Here is a 4,443-nt window from a genome sequence, read left to right on the forward strand (position 1 = left end):
TGTTGTGGTTGGTTTGAGGCCCTGGACACTGTGGTGTTCGGGGCCTCACCTGTTTAACCCTCCGTTTGGTGGTGGGGTTGCCGGCTGCTTGGCTGGCTAGCTGCCGGCTTGGTTAGTTGGTGGGGTTGCCGGCTGGGTGGTGGGTGGTGTGGGGTTCTGCCTGGAAGGGTGGGACCCTTTTCCTGTTTAACGACACTGATCCACGGGAACGTCCAATGACCGGCTAGGCTTCGTTATGGGGCTTATTGGCCAATATATGGAACTTTGTTCTTAGCTAACCATCGCATCACATGACGAGGTCGTTTCAATGTCGGATTCTCAGCTCGAATTTCTCAATCTCCTACGCGAAGCGCTGCCAATGCCAGCCCAAATCGAAGATCGCAGAGAAGTGCTGTTGGAGAACTCAAGGGATTTTGGGCAGCTTGTCGGTGAGTCAATCTTGCCGTTGGCTGTCGTGTACCCGCAAACGGTAGCTGACGTTCAAACTATTATGCGATTGGCTAATGAACACGGCATGCCGGTGATCTCTCGGGGTGCTGGTACTGGAGTTTCCGGCGCAGCCCATGTAACAGGCCAGTGTATTGTATTGAATCTAATGCAGTTGAATCGAATAATCGAGATCAGGCCGGAAGATGAAATTGCCGTCGTAGAACCCGGTGTTATCAACTATGACCTCAACCAGGCTGTAGAGGAATACGGGTTGATGTATGCGCCCGATCCCGCCAGCTACAAGATGTCAACCGTGGGTGGGAACATTGCAACTAATGCCGGCGGACTACGTTGCGCGAAGTACGGCGTGACTCGAGAATCGGTCCTCGGTCTTGACATTGTTCTCGCCGATGGCAGATTAATTCGTGTCGGGAAGAATACCTTCAAGGGAGTTGCCGGATACGATCTGACTTCCTTATTTACTGGATCCGAGGGGACCCTAGGAATCGTGGTTCGTGCGGTGCTCCGTCTTCGTTATCAACCTGTTGATGAACGAGATATATCAATAGTCTTCCCTAGCCTTGAAGAAGCAGTAATTGGTGTTCAAAGCATTGCTCGGGCTCGGGTGCAACCAGCAATCTTAGAACTGCTTGATTTGCCGACCATCCGGATTCTTGATGAGCAGTACCAAACTGACTATGCAACCCGTGGGGGTGCGATGCTCTTGGTTCGACTGGATGGATACGGTGCAGAAAAAGAAGAAACCGTAATCCGCAAAACGTTCTCAGACGGACAAACAACGCTCAGTTCCTCAGGCGCCGAGGAAGCAACTCAACTGATCGAAATGCGTCGTACCAGTCGTGGGGACACGAAGGACGACGCTTATCGGATGGGAGAAGATGTTGCGGTTCCCAAGAGTCTGATGGCTAAGTACGTGCAAGAGCTCCGGCAAATTGCAACGGATCATGATGTCGATGTACGGGTTATCGCTCATGCGGGTGACGGTAATTTACATCCGACATTTTCTGTGGAACCGGACGCGGGTGAAAAACCATTGATCCGTTTATCGAAAGCTTTAGAAGAGTCAATACGGGTCGCGATTGATATGGGTGGAACGATTACGGGTGAGCATGGCGTTGGACTTATCAAACGTGAATGGTTGACTTGGGAACAGAGTGAGGATGTCATTCGAATACAGCATGACATAAAGTCCCTGCTTGATGAGAAGAATATTCTGAATCCTGGCAAGGCGATCTAACTGCAATAAGTTGGAGCCTCAGCCGATTCTTTGGTGTTCACCTACAGATTTAGTTGGAGCCCGAGCGCGGGTGTAGGGTTTAAACGTTGGTGAACAACGGGATATAGCGCAGCTTGGTAGCGCGCGTCGTTCGGGACGACGAGGTCGCAGGTTCAAATCCTGTTATCCCGACCAAGCTAAATACTCCCGGAAACATATCGTTTCCGGGAGTTGACGCTTTAATCCTTGTTTTGTATTAGTGGCATGTGCGTATCTGGCACATGTGGTGCCGAACGTCGTTCGTTGGCGACAGGCCACTCCTAGGAACGCCGTCGCGGGATAACAATCCTGACCACTTGCTACCCATCGATTGGTTTTGTTCCAGGGAACGGGCTGGTTGCCGATGAACGCAGTCCTAGAGAATGAGATTTTTAGGGTTACACGAACGTGCAGGGCAAAGTTCCGAAACACCATATAGGCACCGTCAAATTCAATGGGATAGCTACGCACCCTGTAAACGCAGACCATCAGGTTGCTGAATTACACAGTCCCGTCCGAGCTGGTAAGTAGCATAGCTTGTTCTCGGCTTCTCGCTGGAAGTGGAAGGCTGAGCCGGTCTGGCGGGAATCTCGACCGGTGAAACAAGTACTCGTCAAGTCCCGGCGCGAGCGATGCGCTTGCAAAACCATAAACATGTTCGTGGTTATGGGCACTGCCAGTAGCTGGCAACCGACTTTGCCCGTTATCGACTCTACAGTTGAGAACTCACGCTGGCTCAGCGGGGAATGCACCGTTCCCCTGCAGCATCCGTCATGGGCAGAACTCGATAGAGGATCTTTGGGTACGTGAATTTAAATCGCAGTACTAGGTGCAAATATCGTTTACGCGATAGACATTTCTGGCGGTTGAGAGACGCTGACTACCGTATTTTGGTATTGAAAGCATTCGAATCCGTAATAGAGCTGCAGATCACTCGAGGATGCGGGCTCAAAAGATGCCTTAACTGCTTTTCTTATGTATAGTTATATCTCGTGCTAAGGCATTCCATTGGAGGAGATAGCAATATCTTCGTTGAGGGAAACCAAGTCACATTGGGATATGGTGTAATTGGCAACACAACGGTTTCTGGTTCCGTCATTCTAGGTTCGAGTCCTGGTATCCCAGCGCTTCACCGGAGGGATTCGGTGAGTTAAAGAGAAATCTTTAGCGTACGGCCCCATCGTATAGCGGCCTAGTACTCCGCCCTCTCACGGCGGCAACACGGGTTCGAATCCCGTTGGGGTCACATATTCAAAACGCGGAACTACGGTTCCGCGTTTTTGCTTTAACTAAGTACCGGGAACCTGCTTTGCCACCTCTCCAATAGGCCTGCGGACTGAGCCTGACCCGAAATCCATTCCGGCCGTCAGATATTTTGTTTACAAGTTGCGTTGCTGCCCAGCCCAGAACCCATTCCTTAATAGCAAATCCCCAAGAGGCGCTCCACCAGACGCTTGTCGGCCGGAAATCAAACTTTTGAGTCTGTTGAGGAATCATCGGAGCTGGTAACTCGGATCCCTGTCGGCTTCTGTCAAGACCCGCCAGGATGGCAGGATCTTTCAAATTGGTCCTCTACCTCGCAACCAACCAAAAAGATCAGTTGTCTTTCGGTGACGCATCTCTGGAGTTGCCTCAGACAATACTGCTTGACGTGATTCCGAGGAAACAGCGGTTCTCTATTTTTCGGCCGAGGCACTGGCGCCGGCCATTCCAGCTCTACGGTCCAAATAAGTGCACTCACTGTTACCGCGAACTACTTGCGTCATCGGGCGACACAGGCTGGAATTGCTCTACACGGGTTATACCGGAGCCGGAAGCTCGTGAATCCGCCAGCGAAAAGAACCGCGGAATGCATATGAGCGAGCCAAAGAATCCACGCTGTAAGCCAGCGCTCTTCGCGCAGCGCGAGAAGTTCGGTAGTTCATTCAGCAAGTTACCGCTGCCCCCATTGGTGTGTGCGGAACGGAGACTTCTGTAGGTTGGAGTTGTGGCAACTGCGGTTAGTGAAGTAACGGCGTGGGCGCTGGAAAATATGACCACGGCAATTTGTAGCCCAGAGCACTACATGGTGGGTGGTCAGTGGGTACCCTAAGGAGTTAACCGCAAGCAGAAGTAAGAGGACTCGAATTTGGCCGACCAAGCTACGGTCGGATGTCAGCGCTTGGCCTTCCCTATATAGGGAACAGGACTCTCTGGCGGTAAAGCATTGGCTGTTCGCTGCTTTTTCTCCTCTAGTAAAGAGGAAATGCCCGAATTCAACACAACTATGACCAACCCATAGTTCTAGTCACCAGTCACCGGCACCGAAATTACGAGCTCATGCCGCCGATAGCGCCCCGCCGCTACAAGGACTGTCGCTATCAAAGACCCAGCGCAACTGGCTATGGACTGTGTGTACTGCTGTTACCTGGATTTCTCATCGCAGAAAAGCGATTTATTGATGCAGTAGTAGGGGAGTGTGCGGTTGTCGAAAGCTGCTCAGAATACGTGTGTGCACGGTCACTGCGGAAAAGAGGCCACCGATTTGAAACATCCCCCGAAACCGTGTATAGTTTTTATCTGTCGCCGAAACAAGGCCGGAACAAAAACCGGTACAAAATTCGGTGATAATCCCCAGAAAATCAAGAGTTTTACACAGGTCACTGTGGATAAATGAAGATCAATGGGAACTGAGAATACCGTTTCAAATCACATTGAATTGATTTGACTTTCAGGAATTCAAAGTTATAGAATATGAA

General features: G+C 50.9%; 1 protein-coding gene and 3 tRNA genes. All 4 read left to right on the forward strand.

The genetic code is table 11. The features are described 5' to 3' along the window. The first annotated feature begins 307 nt into the window (after positions 1-307). The 4 genes from VJ369_RS13005 to VJ369_RS13020 all read left to right on the forward strand — a co-directional run bounded on the left by VJ369_RS13005 (position 308) and on the right by VJ369_RS13020 (position 2,951). Positions 308-1,687, forward strand: coding sequence for an FAD-binding oxidoreductase (locus VJ369_RS13005; protein ID WP_324092497.1), 1,380 nt, complete (start codon positions 308-310; stop codon positions 1,685-1,687). A gap of 97 nt (positions 1,688-1,784) precedes the next feature. Beyond that, positions 1,785-1,861: transfer RNA gene (locus VJ369_RS13010), tRNA-Pro, on the forward strand. A gap of 897 nt (positions 1,862-2,758) precedes the next feature. After that, positions 2,759-2,830 (forward strand) — tRNA-Gln (locus tag VJ369_RS13015). Between the two features lie 48 nt (positions 2,831-2,878). Next, positions 2,879-2,951 (forward strand) — tRNA-Glu (locus VJ369_RS13020). Positions 2,952-4,443: the final 1,492 nt, after the last annotated feature.

Source organism: Glutamicibacter sp., from assembly GCF_035257265.1.
Taxonomy (GTDB): domain Bacteria; phylum Actinomycetota; class Actinomycetes; order Actinomycetales; family Micrococcaceae; genus Glutamicibacter.

Bases quoted from the DNA above. Each gene is read 5' to 3' on its own strand.
- VJ369_RS13005 (WP_324092497.1), top strand. From the start codon at position 308: ATGTCGGATTCTCAGCTCGAATTTCTCAATCTCCTACGCGAAGCGCTG.